The organism is Nitrosomonas sp. (assembly GCF_019752415.1).
In the GTDB taxonomy this organism is placed as follows: domain Bacteria; phylum Pseudomonadota; class Gammaproteobacteria; order Burkholderiales; family Nitrosomonadaceae; genus Nitrosomonas.
The window spans coordinates 1-15,422 of the sequence record NZ_JAIEME010000073.1 but is presented as its reverse complement, the minus strand read 5'-3'; the positions used below and the strand labels follow the sequence as shown (position 1 = coordinate 15,422).

12 protein-coding genes and 2 pseudogenes are annotated in these 15,422 nt (G+C 48.9%); 6 read left to right on the top strand and 8 right to left on the bottom strand.

Annotated features, from left to right (window positions below; all coding sequences use genetic code 11):
- Window positions 1-175: 175 nt before the first annotated feature.
- The 3 genes and pseudogenes from crcB to K2P83_RS11635 all read left to right on the top strand — a co-directional run bounded on the left by crcB (window position 176) and on the right by K2P83_RS11635 (window position 2,045).
- Window positions 176-560: pseudogene (gene crcB / locus K2P83_RS11645) on the top strand (fluoride efflux transporter CrcB).
- Window positions 561-576: 16 nt separating this feature from the next.
- A complete protein-coding gene (locus K2P83_RS11640; RefSeq protein ID WP_292929367.1) occupies window positions 577-894 on the top strand; it encodes a DUF190 domain-containing protein in 318 nt (105 codons plus the stop codon).
- Window positions 895-1,052: 158 nt separating this feature from the next.
- Window positions 1,053-2,045, top strand: coding sequence for an arsenic resistance protein (locus K2P83_RS11635; RefSeq protein ID WP_292929365.1), 993 nt, complete (start codon window positions 1,053-1,055; stop codon window positions 2,043-2,045).
- Window positions 2,046-2,100: 55 nt separating this feature from the next.
- Here K2P83_RS11635 and arsA read toward each other — a convergent pair whose 3' ends face one another.
- From arsA to K2P83_RS11605, 6 genes and pseudogenes are all read right to left on the bottom strand, one after another.
- Window positions 2,101-3,870 (bottom strand): arsenical pump-driving ATPase, encoded by a 1,770-nt coding sequence (gene arsA, locus K2P83_RS11630; RefSeq protein ID WP_292929363.1) that lies wholly within the window; start codon window positions 3,868-3,870, stop codon window positions 2,101-2,103.
- 309 nt (window positions 3,871-4,179) lie between these two features.
- The gene (gene arsD, locus K2P83_RS11625; RefSeq protein ID WP_292929361.1) at window positions 4,180-4,530 is read right to left on the bottom strand and encodes an arsenite efflux transporter metallochaperone ArsD; all 351 of its coding nucleotides are present in this window, start codon (window positions 4,528-4,530) and stop codon (window positions 4,180-4,182) included.
- Window positions 4,531-4,638: 108 nt separating this feature from the next.
- A pseudogene (locus K2P83_RS11620) lies at window positions 4,639-5,924 on the bottom strand (arsenic transporter).
- A 42-nt stretch (window positions 5,925-5,966) separates the two neighbouring features.
- Window positions 5,967-6,464, bottom strand: a complete 498-nt coding sequence (locus tag K2P83_RS11615) for an arsenate reductase ArsC (RefSeq protein WP_292929359.1) — start codon at window positions 6,462-6,464, stop codon at window positions 5,967-5,969.
- Between the two features lie 2 nt (window positions 6,465-6,466).
- On the bottom strand, window positions 6,467-6,715 hold the full coding sequence (locus K2P83_RS11610; RefSeq protein ID WP_292929357.1) for a hypothetical protein: 249 nt from the start codon (window positions 6,713-6,715) through the stop codon (window positions 6,467-6,469).
- 158 nt (window positions 6,716-6,873) lie between these two features.
- Window positions 6,874-7,206 (bottom strand): metalloregulator ArsR/SmtB family transcription factor, encoded by a 333-nt coding sequence (locus K2P83_RS11605; RefSeq protein WP_292929355.1) that lies wholly within the window; start codon window positions 7,204-7,206, stop codon window positions 6,874-6,876.
- 264 nt (window positions 7,207-7,470) lie between these two features.
- Between K2P83_RS11605 and K2P83_RS11600 the strand changes: the two genes are divergently transcribed.
- Together K2P83_RS11600 and K2P83_RS11595 are read left to right on the top strand one after the other, a co-directional pair.
- Window positions 7,471-9,588 carry a PhoX family phosphatase gene (locus tag K2P83_RS11600; RefSeq protein ID WP_292929353.1) on the top strand — a complete coding sequence of 706 codons (2,118 nt, stop codon included), beginning with the start codon at window positions 7,471-7,473 and terminating at the stop codon, window positions 9,586-9,588.
- A gap of 197 nt (window positions 9,589-9,785) precedes the next feature.
- Window positions 9,786-9,968, top strand: coding sequence for a hypothetical protein (locus K2P83_RS11595; RefSeq protein WP_292929351.1), 183 nt, complete (start codon window positions 9,786-9,788; stop codon window positions 9,966-9,968).
- 25 nt (window positions 9,969-9,993) lie between these two features.
- Here K2P83_RS11595 and K2P83_RS11590 read toward each other — a convergent pair whose 3' ends face one another.
- Entirely contained in the window at window positions 9,994-11,328 is a 1,335-nt protein-coding gene (locus tag K2P83_RS11590; protein ID WP_292929349.1) for an HDOD domain-containing protein, read from the bottom strand.
- 305 nt (window positions 11,329-11,633) lie between these two features.
- Here K2P83_RS11590 and K2P83_RS11585 point away from each other — a divergent pair, with 305 nt between their 5' ends.
- Window positions 11,634-14,063: an ATP-binding protein gene (locus tag K2P83_RS11585; RefSeq protein ID WP_292929347.1), complete on the top strand. Its 2,430-nt coding sequence runs from the start codon at window positions 11,634-11,636 to the stop codon at window positions 14,061-14,063.
- Window positions 14,064-14,242: 179 nt separating this feature from the next.
- Here the strand turns inward: K2P83_RS11585 and K2P83_RS11580 are convergent.
- The coding region (locus K2P83_RS11580; protein ID WP_292929345.1) for a calcium-binding protein at window positions 14,243-15,422 on the bottom strand (1,180 nt) is incomplete at its 5' end.

Below are 15,422 nucleotides of genomic sequence, written 5' to 3'. Positions count from 1 at the left end.
GTTATGCGAAAACTTATTATACCAATTAGGCCTGAATCGGGCCGCAGTACTTGCTCGTTAACGGGACAGCAGTGATAAATAATAGTAACATTATATGCATTAGGCTGATTTCAAGGATTCAGCGTGTTTCTTTTCCGCATATCTCTTGGAAATTCTAAATAACAAGGGCAAGTTTATTTTTAATTCTATATTAGCTATTTGTTTTGGTGCATCCCTGGGTGCCGTGTTGAGATGGCTGCGAGGAATGTCGCTCAATGCACTGTTTCCGGCCATTTCGCTTGGTATACTCGCAGCGAATCTCATTGGCTGTTACCTGATAGGCGTGGCGCTCGCTATATTTGCCCAACATCCTGGCTTTGCACCCGAGTGGCGCTTGCTTGTAATTACCGGTTTTCTGGGTGGGTTAACCACGTTTTTCCACTTTCTCTGCAGAAGTCACGGTGCTGATTCAAGAGGAGCGTATACTTTGGGCCACCGGCGCAATTAGTGCTCATGTGATAGGTTTTTTGGTGATGACGATGCTGGGATTAGCGACAGTTTCAGCGGTCAGAACCATTTGATTCTAAGGAGAAGATTATGATTGGCTATCAACTGACTTTCTTCACCCAGCAAGATCGCAAGCACGATCACATGCCGCTAGGCGAATGGTTGGTGCAAGAAGCCCGGAAACTCAGTATTGGCGGCGCAACGTTGATTGTTGCCACCGAAGGATTTGGACACGACCGTAAGCTGCATTCCGCGCATTTCTTTGAACTGACGGATCAGCCTATCGAAGTGACGATGGCCGTGGATGAGCAGGAAGCAGAACGCATGTTCGCGCATTTGAAGCAAGAAAGTATTAATGTGTTTTATGTCAAAACACCGATTGAGTTCGGCATGACTGGGGAGTCTTGATTCCAGGCTCTAACTTTTCCTCGTTCATCGCGAAGTGCTGGTTCAGTTACACCAAGGTCGATGGGATGTGGACGGCTGGTCTCTCCCGAGATTGCATTTGCGCTCGCCACCATGTTCTTGCTGGCCGGTACGTTTGTACTCCTGTGGATGCGTGACTTATGGATCGTCTGACCCTCGAACGCCACCAAGTTTGGATTTATCTTGCAGCAATTGTCGGAGGGCTAGTGCTTGGCAACGCCCAGCCCTCGCTTGCACCTCGCTTCGAGGCCTTGCTGTGGCCGATTTTGGCGGTGCTGCTTTACACCACCTTCGTGCAAGTGCCGCTGCTGCATACTCGTCACGCCTTCCGTGACCGGCGTTTCGTATTCGCTATCTTGGTTGGCAACTTCGTGCTGATTCCATTAGTGGCCTGGTTAGCGCTGAAGTGGCTGCCCGACGATCCGGCCCTGCACCTCGGCGTGCTGCTGGTGTTGCTGGTTCCCTGTACTGACTGGTTCATCACCTTCACCCAGCTTGGGCAAGGCAACACGGCCCGGGCGATCGCAGTCACACCGCTCAACCTTGTAGTGCAACTGCTGATGTTGCCGATTTATCTGTGGTTGATGCTGCCGGCAGCCGATTTTGGTGCTGCGCTGCGTATGGAAGAGATGTTGCCTGCTGCGCTCGCCTTGATCGGTGTGCCTTTGGTGGCAGCCGCACTGACCGAGCGCTGGGTCGAGGCCAGACCCGAACGAGCGGTTTTGCGGACACGACTGGGCTGGTGGCCTGTGCCACTGTTGGCGGTGGTCGTGCTCCTGATCGCTGGTGCGCAGGTGGGGACGGTACGCGACGCCGCACCGATGTTGCTGAAGGTTCTGCCGGTATTCGTGGGTTTTTTACTGGTTGCAGCGCTGATTGCGCGCCTGCTTACTCGGGTGCTGCGATTGCCGATGGATGCCGGACGCACGCTGGCCTTTAGTCTCGGCACGCGCAATTCCTTCGTCGTGTTACCATTCGCGCTTGCCTTGCCGACAGGCTGGGAGACCACCGTGGTAGTCATCGTATTCCAGTCGCTGGTCGAGTTGTTCGGGATGGTGTTCTACCTGTGGTGGCTACCGCGTCGCTTGTTCAACGAAGCATCGGCCGCTACCATCGAAAGGAGTTCCTTATGAGTGCTACTATTCTAGAATCCACATTGACCTGCCCCGTTTGCAGATACATGCCCGGTTATTGGTTGCTTCCGGACAATTCCAATAACTTCCGTACGCCAACTGGTTCTTCTTTAAGCAAAGGCACGACGGCATAGCGTTGTGCGTGAATAGACGAAACTGTTTCGATTTCTGCTAGCTCGTTAGTAGCGCGCTGGCACAATAAGGGTGAGAGGACAGTTGTTGCAGCAACGCTGTTATTAATGATCCACGCCCACGGCTCAATACCAGCACGGCGCAAATCAACTTGTAAGTTAGCGGCTTCTAGTACTGGCGTAGTTTCAGCCAATGTGACTAGCAGTATTTTGGTTTGCTTGGGGTTTTGCAGTTGCATCATCGGCGTGGAGTAGTGCACGATGGAAGGGTCCATTTGTTTGGTGACCTCGCGGTGATAAGCACCGGTAGCATCCAATAATAATAAGGTGTGACCGGTCGGTGCGGTGTCCATCACGACAAATTTCTTACCCGCTTCGCGGATTATTCGTGAGAATGCCTGAAATACCGCAATTTCTTCGGTGCAAGGCGAACGTAAGTCTTCTTCCAGCAAGGCTCGGCCTTTGGCATCCAGATGTGCGCCCTTGGATTCCAGGACATGCTGACGGTAACGCTCGGTTTCCACATGCGGATCAATCCGGTCTACCGCCAGATTAGCCATCGCCCCATTGAGCGTTTCGCTTAAATGCGCTGCCGGGTCAGAAGTGGTCAGATGTACTGGCAAGCCACGATGCGCGAGGTTCACAGCAATAGCAGCAGCCAGTGTGGTTTTACCAACACCGCCTTTGCCCATGAGCATGATTAAACCGCATCCGTCTTTGGCAATTTCATCAGTCAAACTGGATAAACTGGGGAATGGGATTGCAGTATGCGTAATTTCTTTGCTGCCTTCGTCAGGCAAAGCATCAATCAGTAATTTCCGTAACGCAGTCAATCCGACCAGGTTGAATGATTTAAGTACAATGCGGTCGCAAGGCAATTGGTTGAGAACTTCCGGCATGGCCGCCAGAGCATCTTGTTCGCGCTGGAAGATTGCAGCAGCTAAAGGATCTCGTGACGTTTCGGCTTGCGGCAGCATGCCATTGATCACCAGAAATTGTTTCGTCAAGCCGATAACCGTTAATTCTTCATGCGTCCGCGCTACCTCGCGTAACGTGGCTTGTTGCGCACGAGCCACCAATATCAATCGGCTACGCTCCGAGTCAGCGAGAGCATCTACTGCTGCTTTGTACTGAGCACGCTGTTTTTCCAGACCAGCTAATGGGCCAAGACAAGAGGCATCGCCTTTGCCTTCCGCAAGAAAATCACTCCACGCGCCGGGCAATTGCAGCAGCCGAATGGTGTGGCCGGTCGGCGCGGTGTCGAAGATAATATGATCGTAGTCCGCAGTCAGCACCGAATCGGTCAAAAGCGCGGTAAATTCATCGAAGGCGGCTATCTCGGTCGTGCACGCACCGGATAATTGCTCTTCGATACCTTTGACTACTGCATCCGGCAGCACACCGCGAACCGGACCGACAATGCGGTCGCGGTAAGCTTGAGCCGCTGCTTGCGGGTCTATTTCCATGGCGGCTAAACGGGGGACTGCGGTAATCGCCGTAACCTGATTCCCAATCGTGATACCGAATACCTGGCCAACGTTAGATGCCGGATCGGTACTGACCAATAATACCCGTTGACCGGCATCGGCCAACGTAATCGCCGTAGCGCAAGCCAATGACGTTTTGCCGACGCCGCCTTTGCCGGTAAAAAACAGGAAGCGCGGCGGCTGATTGAGAAATTTGAGTTTGGTCATAGGATGGGACCGAGATTACTTTAAGGAAGCTCTAACAGGCCGTTGAAAAACTATCTGCGTTGCCGCTGCGGTGTTAAAAACATATTCAAAATGCTCATTTATTAAGCATAAACTGCGCTTTTTCGCCTGTTTTGCCTTGCATCGGCTACCTCGAAAACATTTTTCAACGGCCTGCTAATTAAATCCTTCGACAGGCTCAGGACGAATGGTAATTTTGTCATTTCGAGCATAGCGAGAAATCTATGGTGTTGATTCGTAAAGATTCCTCACTGTGTTCGGAATGACAAAGAGGGGTTATTCAGAATTTCCTTAGCAACAGCCGCCGCAACAACTCGATTCTTCGACTTCTTCCTGCAAAGGAATCCCCGCCCAGCGCGCGAGTTCGCTACGTTGCGGATAACGGCCTGCCAAGGCCACTTCTCCGTCTACCAGTATTAATGGCAGCGCTTCAGCACCGGAGCGTTCCAGGAATCCTTTCACCGTGGAATTGTCCGCAAAAGCCATGGGTTGCTGCGCCAGATTAAAACGCTCGATTGCGACATCGTGCTGCTTGACCCAATCGACATCAGCGGAAAAACCGACCAATTCTTGGTCTACGTCGGAACCGCAAACGCCTGAGCTACAGCATGAAGCAGGGTCAAATACATGGATAGTTGCCATTTTGATTCTCCTATAAAGTTAAACTAACAAGGTTGCGATACAATTCAATTCAATTCAATTCTGCTTTCAGGCATTCGCGGTTATGTTGTGATTCATGCAATGATAACCTCATTGAATGCTCAGCCACATAGCGAGGGTGGCCAGTGTGACAAGCAATGCTGGCACAGTCAACACAATCCCCACCTGGAAATAATATCCCCATGTGATAACCGTATTTTTCCGCGCCAATACATGCAACCACAACAAAGTTGCCAGGCTGCCAATCGGAGTGATTTTCGGCCCCAGATCACAACCGATCACGTTGGCGTAAATCATGGCTTCCTTTACCACACCAGTCGCACTGGTTGCGTCGATCGACAACGCGCCGATCAGCACCGTGGGCATATTGTTCATGATGGACGATAAGAAGGCGGCCAAAAAACCAGTGCCGAGCGTTGCACCCCACACGCCATAACTGGCGAATACATCAAGCAGGCTGGTAATGTACCCGGTTAAGCCTTCATTACGCAAACCATACACCACTAAATACATTCCCAGTGAAAAAATAACGATTTGCCACGGCGCTTCGCGTATTACCTTACGCGTGTTAATCACATGACCGTGCGCTGCCACCGCGAGCAGTATTAGCGAGCCGGCGGCAGCCACAAGACTGATGGGCACACCCAAAGATTCGAGACCAAAGAAGCCGATCAGCAGCAATGCCAACACTACCCAGCCAGCACGGAATGTTGCTCGATCGCGTATTGCTTCATTGGGTGCTTTCAGTTGATTGACATCATAGCTAGCCGGAATACTGCGGCGAAAATAAAGGAAAAGTACGCCTAAACTTCCTGCTACTGAAGCGAAATTGACCGGAATCATCACCGAGGCATACTCGGTAAAGCCGATCTTGAAATAATCAACCGAGACAATGTTCACCAAATTAGATACCACAAGCGGCAAGCCGGCAGTATCGGCAATAAAACCCGCTGCCATAACGAAGGCGAGCGTAGCAGCCGGACTAAATCCGAGCGCCAATAACATCGCCATCACGATTGGGGTTAGAATCAAGCTGCGCCATCGTTGGCGAACAGTGCTGCAACCCCCGCACCGAGTAATACAATATAGGCAAATAATAAATACCCATTGCCGCGCCCCCAGCGCGCCACATGCAATGCTGCCCACTCAAAGAATCCCGCTTCGTCGAGCACTAGGCTGATAATAATGATGGCAATGAAAGCTGCTGTTGCATTCCAGACAATATGCCACACCACCGGAATGTCACTGAGCTGCACTACGCCAAGAAGCAATGCTGCGGTAGCGCCAAGCAGAGCGCTCCAACCGATACCGAGACCGCGCGGCTGCCAGATAACCAGCACGAGCGTAAAAATGAAAATGAGTAGGGCAATCAACATATCAATATGGGCTCATTGCTATCTTGTCTTGGTCTGTGGTTATCACTTTGTATGCGGCTGTTTAAATTTCAAAATACTGATGTAATCCAATTTCGCCTTGAGCGCGGAGGGATCCTGGCGCAAATCGTCTAATGGCAGGGCTAATAAAGTCTCGATACCCTCGCGCAAGGTACGATAAGCCTGTGTGAATGCCGCATTGATCTCTTCTTCGGTTCCGGCGGCTTTGGCTGGATCATCGACACCCCAATGCGTACGCAGCGCAGGGCCAAGATATGCCGGGCAAGTTTCACCGGCCGCGTTACCGCAAACAGTGATCACGATATCCGGGGTCGCGGGTAAGTTGTCCCATGACTTACTGAAAAATCCCTCGGTTGGGATACCTTCACGTTCAAGCAATGCGAGCGAACGCGGATGAACTTGGCCGGTTGGTTTGCTGCCCGCGCTCATTGCATGCCAGCCTGCGGGTGCAAGGTGATTGAAAGTAGCTTCCGCAAGGATAGAGCGGCAGGAATTTCCGGTACAAAGAAATAGTACATTCATGATCACGCCGCGCAGCAGGACTCGGTTTTGGCCGGGATGGCCGTATCCTGGCCAAATACCGGAATTGCTGACAGCGAATGAAACGCTTCCCAGGCGATGCTTTGCGGATCAACAGTCCAGTATTTATTCGATGCGGCATAACAGCATTGCGCGCTCTTTTGTTCCGCAGCAGGCAAATCGGCTTCCGCCAACCGTTGATTCATCGCGTTTAACGCTTCTTCCGAATCAACTTGGTTTCCTACATGATCCAAACCCGGTTTTGCTCCTCGGGCCGATATCGCGAAATTTATATTCGGTGCCGAATAACGCGGAATAAAATGGATGTTATCTTGCAAATTGAAGACGGAGATATGTATATGAAAACGTTTTATAATGTTGCCTCCTTGGCTGTATAAATAGGAAATATATTTTAGCTATTATTTTTTTCATCACAGCAAACTTCAACGGGACTGCAAGGGATACCGGCACAACAATTCTCAGTGAGATAACCTAATAGCCCATTCATGGTTTCAAAATTTGCCGAGTAATAAATAAAGCGACTTTCCTGCCGGGCAATCACCAGCTCTGCATACGTCAATTCTTTCAGATGAAAAGATAGCGTTGCATTAGGAATGTTCAATTCCTTGGCAAGTTGACCCGCCGGCAGTCCCGGTTCTCCAACTTGAACCAGCGTCCGGAATATCGTGAGACGGGTTTCGTGGGCTAGGGCACCCAAAGCTTTAATAGCAATACTCATTCTCATATTTCCAATATATTAGAAATATATTTTTCTGTCAATGTTCTTGATTGAACTTGCGATTCCCCGCGGTCTTGCCGCGGGGATAGGTGCAGAGCGCGCGGAGTAAATTTATTCAAGCAGCTGCAAAATGGGGCATTTTTTATTATTGCTGATCATGGTAATCAATTTGTCATAAGTATTTAATCTTATAGTTATAAGAATGTCATTTATTGAAGCTATAGTTGACGCTAGAGTCAAAAATGCTTTTAAACCAATAAGGAGGAAATTATGAGCAGCAAACTTCACCCCGACGGTAAACTTAATCCTAGCGACGATAGTACCAATGACAGTGGAAACAGCAGCATTTTGGAAATAATCGAACAACGCAAACTTACACGGCGCAATTTCCTTAAATCATCGGTGAGCGCCACAGCAGGTGTTACTGCTTTGACAGTAATGAGTAGTTCGGTTGTTGATGGATTATTGAATTATGCCGAAGCAGCACAAAATCCAATAGGGACAATTGGCTTCATACCTATAAGTGCTAATATTTCACCCATGACTGATGGAGTCACTGTGCCAGTGGGGTATTCAGCTAAGGTCTTGGTATCCTGGGGAGATTCCTTGACCGCTGAACCACATTGGGATACTGTTGGAGCCATGGATGAAGCAACCCAGCTTCACTGCTACGGTGCACACACTGACGGCATGCACTACTTTCCATTTCCTGGGCCATTTGGCAATAAACGCGGTCTTTTGGTCACTAACAGCGAATATTGCGATCCTCCGCTGGTGAACAACATCACTCCCGCAGCTAACTACGCCACGACCGCGATTACGCTCGACATGGTACGGGCTCAGCAGGTTGCGCATGGTATCAATATTGTTACGGTTGATAAGAAAAACCAGCAATGGCAAGTCAATCGGCACTCACTTCTAAATCGCCGCATCACGGGTAATACACTATGCAAAATCAGCGGCCCTGCCGCCGGACACGATTTGATGAAAACCACTGCCAATCCTGCTGGTTTTCGAGTATTGGGCACACTCAATAATTGCGCACACGGTTATACACCTTGGGGTACCTATCTAACTTGCGAAGAAAACTGGAATGGTTATTTTTCCAATGAGACTAGCGATGTGGCTGGGGAGTCGGATCCGGATCGTAAACTTAAAATTCTTCAGAACCAGGCTCGATATGGCGTGGTAAAAGGGGGTTTCGGTTATCGCTGGCACGAAGTTGACGAGCGTTTCCGTGCTGATTTGCACCCTAATGAAGCCAATCGCTTCGGTTGGGTCGTGGAGATTGATCCATGGGATCCGCAGAGTACCCCGATTAAACGTACGGCCATGGGTCGAATGAAACACGAAGGCGCACAAGTGGTCATCGACAAGCATGATCAGATTGCTTTCTACATGGGTGATGATGAACGCAATGAATATATCTATAAATTCGTATGCCGCTGGAAGCTAGATCGCAAAAATCCCGTTAAAAATCGCCACATGCTGAATCATGGGACACTGTATGTGGCTAAATTTAATGCGGATGGGAGCGGTCAATGGTTACCTCTGGTATGGGGTCAAAATGGATTGACACAGGAAAATGGTTTTGCCGATCAAGGCGAAGTGCTCATTAAAACCCGCCAAGCAGCCGATCGTTTGGGAGCTACGATGATGGATCGCCCCGAGTGGGGAGCAGTACATCCGTTGACCGGGGATATGTACATGACACTTACCAACAACAGTCGCCGCGGCAATACTCCGGCTTCAAGCAATAATGTAGACGGCACCACAAACGCAGGTAGTTCCAATCCATCCGTGGACGCTGCCAATCCGCGCCCGGACAATGATTTTGGTCAGATCATCCGTTGGCAAGAAGACAAAAGATTAGTGACAGCCACCACCTTCAAATGGGATATATTTGTCCAATGCGGTGACAAAGTTACTGCCAAGAGCTTGGGCAGCAGCTACAATCCTGCCGGTCACGATGGTTATATGGGCAACATCAATGGCGATGATTATGGTGCACCCGATGGCCTGTGGTTCGACAGGGATGGTCGCCTGTGGATTCAAACTGACCAGGTCGGCGATGCCAGCGGCGATTGGGTGAACATCGGTGGTAATGTGATGATGTGTGCTGATCCATCCACTGGCGAGACTAAGCGTTTCCTCACCAGTCCTCCCCATTGTGAGGTAACTGGCGTTATCACTACTCCTGATAGCAAGACAATGTTTGTAGGTATCCAGCATCCGGGGGAAGACTGGAAAATCGACTTCACCGACAATTCTACTTGGCCAGATAACGGGTATAACGGTCCAACTACGTTTACTGGATCATCCGTATCTAAGCCACGTTCTTCGGTAATAGTTATTACGAAAGATGATGGAGGAGTGATTGGAAGTTAGTGTTGTAAACATCATACTTAATCCTTCTGGGTTTAATTTCCCATCCCTTAAGGCGAAAGCAGGTTGAGAAGCAACAGATTGAAGAGCGTAGTTAGTACCCCACTGTTCGCGGTGGGGTACTTCATGACGCAGTAGTCTCAAATGGGTAGAATACAAACAATTGCCGTAATTTCATCATCTTATTGCTATCGACCAAAATGACGCCCCTATCATTAGAATCTTCTCAATTTCGCACGACCATTAACCCAGATGATCTGGGATTTTCGGATACTTCGGGATTACTGCAACGTCCATTATTCTGGATCGGGCATAAGCGGGTGGAAGTGGTTGTCCGATTTGGTCTTGGCATGATGCAGCCGAGCTATCTTTTGCTATTCTGATAGATTCTTTATGAAAAATCCCGGGTCAATCAAAGCTCAATCCGGTTTCTTCCATAAAAACGGTCAATTCGTTAAGCACTTTCTGGATATGGGTTATATCGAGTCCAATGGATTTGGCCGTACTTTCCAACAGCGGATCGTCACGTTTCTCGTTATAAATGCCATACCCGGCGCATTTTGCCAGCAGATTCCCTAACGATACGGCAAGCAATTCTCGTGTAACAGATGTTGCTTGGTCGGGGGCTTCGTGAAATTGTGCGACTATCGTAATTTCAGGCGGTAACTTCCAGACTTCCAGGAGCTTGCGTCCAAATTGACCGTGATGCTTTTCCAAGAAAGCATCCATTGTGTCTTTGGAAGTAGCCGGATCGATGACTTCCCGGACTTGCAGTTCCGAGATGACCTGCAGCAGAAAGAGCTTGCCGATATCGTGCATCAATCCCATGAAGAACACTTCACTGGGTTTGGAGAGCTCTGCAAGTTGTGCGATCCGGTAAGAAGCATGTGCGCACGCTACACCATGTTTCCACAGATCTTTCAAGACATCCTGGTAATTCGGGTTGCGAGCCATATATAAAGCGCGATTCGCGATGATATCGACGTATTCCTTAGTTGTATTCAGACCCAGAACATTGATCGCTTGGTCGACCGTGGTGCTTTGCCGCAATCCTCCATAGCGTGGAGAATTGGCTACGCTGATCAGTTTGGCACTGATCACCATATCGTTTCTGAGTAAAATTGCGATTTCTTCGATCCCGGCATCTCTTTGGATCAGCCGATCCATTTCAAGACTGATGCTGGGGAAACTCGGCAGATTAATTTCTCCATTGTTCAAACGTTTGGCAATTTCCTGCAACATGGACGCACGTTTCTGTTGATTGGTTGGAAGTGCTTTGTCAGTTGAACGCACTTCAGCTTCTTCACCGGATTTTGTTTTGAGTTGTGCTTCCAACTCCGCAATATATGCTTTTTGAGCCATGATCGTGCGATTCAATTCTTGCTGGTCACTAAAAGCAAAGAGCATTTCGCGCACGGCCATTTCTAACACAGAATTTAGCTTACCGGTTTTGACACAATAATTGAATGCGCCGATTCGGCGGGCCTTAATGGCGCATACAGGGTCATCGGGAGGGGTAATAAGCAGGACGGGGATATAGGCTTTGCTGCAAACCTCCATCAGAAAATCGAGTCCTTGCGACTGCGTAAAATTTACGTCCAGGATGATGGCATCAATCCCGTCGAGATTGACTGGTTTGTTATCCCAAGAGGCCATTAAATGTAAAGTATAGTTGTTGAGTACTGCCTGGATGGAATCCAGTTCATTCCGCTGACTGTTACAAATTAATATCCGATTCATCATTACCCTTAAAATTACAAATTTATAAAACCGAGTACTTTGAGTAGTGAAATGCTGGCTTCAAGGTTATAGTACAAATGTCATGACCTTTTCGGATAAATTACTTAAAACTTTACGGTAATTCCTACAAATAATTCTGTATTCTTAAATCTAAATGAGGACCTCAAACGCATTAAATTCCACAAAATACAGTGATCCTAGATAACCGATACCTGACTGATTGGATTACTCAATGACGCGAACGCCGCTAAATAGGTACAATACCGGCAATTCGCGAGAGCTCTCGCTTTATGGTTACGAACCCAAACATGTCGACCCAATCTTTAGATTCTTCCCAATTACGCATCACCATCGACCCGGATTCTCTGGGGTTTTCAGATACTTCGGAATTACTGCAACGGCCGTTATCCTGGATCGGACAGGAGCGGGCGGAAGTGGCTGCGCGTTTTGGTCTTGGCATGATGCAACCGGATTATCATTTGTTTGTGCTGGGGGAGGCGGGATCGGGACGCACTTCCTTGCTGCATCAAGCGATGATTGATGCAGCGGCTGACCAGCCAACGCCAGCGGATTTGTGCTACCTGTATAATTTTATCGCGCCTGAGAAGCCGTTGGCTTTGTACTTGCCTGCCGGGCAAGGGCGGGTGCTTCGCCAATCGTTGCTGCAATTGGCAAAATCGCTGCCGGCGGAAATCGCGCAATGCTTGAGCGGGCAAGACTTCAAGCTCAAAAGTGATCACACTGAGAAGAAATTCAAAACGGAAGCGACGCAAGCGTATGCCAAGCTGGACAAGATTGCGGAATCACTGCATTTCACCATTCACCGCGAAGACGAGCAAATTGTTTTTACTTTGCTGGATGAAAAGGGCGAAATTCTTACGGCAGAAAATTTATTAAAGCTGCCCAAGGCACTAAGGTCTGAAATCGAACAGGCCGAGCAAACGTTACATGAAGCGATTGTGCTGTATTTTGAAGAATTCCATCGCGCTGAGAAAGAGAAGAATGTGACGTTGGCTGCACTCCAGCGTCACAGCGTGCAACCTTTGTTGAATCTTGCATTGCAGAAAATCCAAAATGAATTACAGAAACAGGAGCGATTGAGTATTTATTTTGAACAGATGGAATCGGATATTCTCGATAATCTGGCTCTGTTTGAAACGGATAACGCCGATGAAGAGAAGCGGGAAACACAATTGCATCAGATTTTCTCGCGCTATCAAATCAATCTCGTCGTAGATAATGCGGATTTGCATGGCGCGCCGGTCATTATTGAAGATAACCCTTCAGCGTATGCATTATTTGGCAGTATCGATTATCAGTTTGAGAACGGCAAACTAAAAACCAATTTCATGCGCATTCGCGCCGGTAGTTTATTAAAGGCGCATGGCGGGTTTCTCATGTTGCACCTGGATGATTTATTGACGGATGGCCAGTTATGGGTAAAGCTACGGCGATTCTTGCGCAGCAAACGGTTGCAAATTGAAGAACCCGGCTCCGCACTAACCGCCAATACGCCCGTATCGCTCGAACCGGAAGCGGTGGACGTGAATGTCAAGATCGTCTTGATCGGGTCACGGGATGAATATTATGAATTGGAGGAAATTGATCCTGAATTCATGCGGCGCTTCCGTGTGAAAGTGGATTTTTCCGGAAGCTTCATCGCCAGCGCGGAAACTTACCAGGCATCGTCTGTTTTTGTCGCGCACGCCTGCGAAGCGGCAAAGTTACCGCATTTTTCTGCCGCCGCAGTCGCGCGGTTACTGGAAGAATCGCATCGGGAAGTGGAGGATCAAAAACGCCAAAGCGCAATTTTTGCGCGCACCGAAATGCTGGTGCTGGAGAGTGCTGCCTTATGCAGTGCCCGTCACGGGCGTATCGTGGAAGTTACGGATATTTCCGCAGCGCTGCAAGCGCGCACACTCCGCCATAATTATCCGGATTTGCGCTTGCAGGAATCCATTATCGAAGGTGAAATCGCCATTGCATTACACGGCGCGGAAGTAGGGCAACTCAACGCATTGACGCAGATCGATTTGGGCGATCATCGCTTTGGCACGCCGGTGCGGGTCACTGCACGCACTTTTGCCGGGGAAGACGGGATACTGAATATTGCCCGTGAAGTGGACATGTCCGGACCGATCCACGATAAGGGCATGTTCATATTGCAAAACTACCTGACCGGACTCTTTACGCATATTGCGCCGATTGCACTCAGTGCGTCGATAGTTTTTGAGCAGGAGTACTCCAACATCGAGGGGGATTCCGCTTCCTGCGCTGAGTTTTTTGTCTTGCTGTCATCGTTGGCCGAAGCGCCGCTGAAACAAAGTATTGCGGTGACCGGTGCGCTGAATCAATACGGTGAGGTGCTGCCGGTGGGCGGGATTAACGACAAAATTGAAGGGTATTTCAAGCTGTGTGAAAAAATGGGTTTAAACGGTGAACAAGGTGTGCTGATTCCGCATCATAACCGGCAGCATCTGGTACTGGATCACAAAATTATCGAAGCCGTTGAGAAAGGCTTGTTTGCAATTTATACGATGGAACATGTGACACAGGGTCTGGAATTGCTCACTGGCTGCCCGGCGGGACTTACCGAACAAAGCCGGTCAATGGGGTACTCACCGGATACGGTTTTGGGGTATGCACAGCGAGCATTGCTGGTTTTCCGCCGCGCTTGTCAGTTGACTCAGCACCCTAAAACCGAGCATAGACGGCTGCCATCGCGCGCAGAGAAATAATCGTCACAACGTGGTTTCATCACTTTCGTATATCAGGGGTGATTTTCATGGAGTCTCTGAATAACCCATCTTTGTTATTCCGAATGTAGTGAGGAAACTTTGACAATCAATAAAACAGATTTCTCGCTATGCTCGAAATGACAGTTATTCAGAGGTTCCTTATGTTATTGCATCATATTTTAGATCACTACGAAATCTGCATTCGTCATGGCTAAACCAACCCCAACCGTAGCGATTTGTGTTGCCAAACCAGCGCCATTGGCATCGGCGTCATAAAGCAACGCTCCCGTAACGTTGTTGTAGATGATGAAATCATTAGCATCCGAAGCCAAAGTACCGATTCTAAACTGACCCGCAGCCAATGAGCCAGTAGTTGTCAAAGCGGCGAATACAGCATTTTCTAATTGAATTGTGTCATCCACCACAACAAAATCGGTGATTGCGTCAATGTGGCCCGCGCTAGTAAATTTGAATGTGTCTTGACCGCCGCCGCCGGTGAGCGTGTTATTGCCTGTGCCTCCATCGAGAGTATCATTATTCCCGCCGCCGTTCAGTTGATTAGCTGCTGAATTTCCAATCAAACTATTGGCCAATCCATTGCCGTTACCATTGACTGCCGAAACCCCTGTCAGCGTTAGGTTCTCCACATTAGCAGGCAAGGTGCGGGTGATGCTGCTACTGATTTTGTCTGTGCCTTCATTGAGATTTTCAGTAACGATATCACCGGCGTTATCAACAATATAATTATCATTACCAAGGCCACCGATCATGTTGTCAGCACCTGCTTTGCCATCAAGCGTGTCGTTACCAATACCCCCATTCAGTTGATTGGCTGCTGAATTGCCAGTTAATTTGTTATTGAGATCATTACCAGCTCCATTGATAGCCAATACACCCGTCAATGTGAGATTTTCTACATTGAGGGGTAAAGTCAAGCTGATGCTGCTTTTGACGGTATCCGTGCCTTCATTCAGGTTTTCAGTAATGACGACGCCCGCATTATCGATAATATAGGTGTCATTGCCTAAACGGCCTATTAGATTATCGTTGCCGCCTTTGCCGTTGATGGTATCGTTAAATTTAGTTCCTTTGATAGCTTCACTAACCGCGCTGCCAGTCATGGGTAATCCACCGGTGAGACGAATTGGGTCACTGTCGCCAATTTGTAACCACTCGACTTTAGGGTCAAGTAGCTGACTGTTGAGATGAATGGTGCCAAAGCCATCGACAATAATTTGCACACTGTCAGGATCGAAGTACTGAGCTCTACCCACTATACGCACGGCGGAAGCAGGAATATCGCCTGGATTCGTGCCAGTGATAATATGGATCGTGTCATCGGTTCCGCCATCAGGTAAT